The sequence below is a fragment of the Proteus genomosp. 4 str. ATCC 51469 genome (assembly GCF_003144375.1).
In the GTDB taxonomy this organism is placed as follows: Bacteria; Pseudomonadota; Gammaproteobacteria; order Enterobacterales; family Enterobacteriaceae; genus Proteus.
Map to the genome: position 1 here is coordinate 1 of NZ_PENV01000042.1, position 1,504 is coordinate 1,504.

At 52.9% G+C, this 1,504-nt stretch carries 1 rRNA gene; it reads left to right on the forward strand.

Features of this window, described 5'->3' with window-relative positions:
- A 23S ribosomal RNA gene (locus tag DK866_RS19745) occupies positions 1-1,504 on the forward strand; the annotation flags it as partial.

Sequence of the window (1,504 nt, forward strand, 5' to 3'; positions counted from 1 at the left end):
CTCACTGGTCGAGTCGGCCCGCGCGGAAGATGTAACGGGGCTAAACCATGCACCGAAGCTGCGGCAGCAATACTATGTATTGTTGGGTAGGGGAGCGTTCTGTAAGCCTGCGAAGGTGTGCTGTGAGGCATGCTGGAGGTATCAGAAGTGCGAATGCTGACATAAGTAACGATAATGCGGGTGAAAAACCCGCACGCCGGAAGACCAAGGGTTCCTGTCCAACGTTAATCGGGGCAGGGTGAGTCGACCCCTAAGGCGAGGCTGAAAAGCGTAGTCGATGGGAAACGGGTTAATATTCCCGTACTGGTGGTAACTGCGATGGGGGAACGGAGAAGGCTAGGTTGTCCGGGCGACGGTCGTCCCGGTTCAAGCATGTAGGCAGAGTGATTAGGCAAATCCGGTCACTTAATGCTGAGGTGTGATGACGAACCACTAAGGTGGTGAAGCAATTGATGCCCTGCTTCCAGGAAAAGCCTCTAAGCTTCAGGTTACCAACAATCGTACCCCAAACCGACACAGGTGGTCAGGTAGAGAATACTCAGGCGCTTGAGAGAACTCGGGTGAAGGAACTAGGCAAAATGGTGCCGTAACTTCGGGAGAAGGCACGCTGGCGGTAAGTGAAGTCCCTTGCGGACGGAGCCGAAGCCAGTCGAAGATACCAGCTGGCTGCAACTGTTTATTAAAAACACAGCACTGTGCAAACACGAAAGTGGACGTATACGGTGTGACGCCTGCCCGGTGCTGGAAGGTTAATTGATGGGGTTATCCGTAAGGAGAAGCTCTTGATCGAAGCCCCAGTAAACGGCGGCCGTAACTATAACGGTCCTAAGGTAGCGAAATTCCTTGTCGGGTAAGTTCCGACCTGCACGAATGGCGTAATGATGGCCAGGCTGTCTCCACCCGAGACTCAGTGAAATTGAACTCGCTGTGAAGATGCAGTGTACCCGCGGCAAGACGGAAAGACCCCGTGAACCTTTACTATAGCTTGACACTGAACATTGAGCCTTGATGTGTAGGATAGGTGGGAGACTATGAAATGTGGACGCCAGTCTGCATGGAGTCAACCTTGAAATACCACCCTTTAACGTTTGATGTTCTAACCTAGGTCCATAATCTGGATCGGGGACCGTGTCTGGTGGGTAGTTTGACTGGGGCGGTCTCCTCCTAAAGAGTAACGGAGGAGCACGAAGGTTGGCTAAGCATGGTCGGACATCATGCGGTTAGTGCAAAGGCATAAGCCAGCTTGACTGTGAGAGTGACGGCTCGAGCAGGTACGAAAGTAGGTCTTAGTGATCCGGTGGTTCTGAATGGAAGGGCCATCGCTCAACGGATAAAAGGTACTCCGGGGATAACAGGCTGATACCGCCCAAGAGTTCATATCGACGGCGGTGTTTGGCACCTCGATGTCGGCTCATCACATCCTGGGGCTGAAGTAGGTCCCAAGGGTATGGCTGTTCGCCATTTAAAGTGGTACGCGAGCTGGGTTTAGAACGTCGTGAGACAG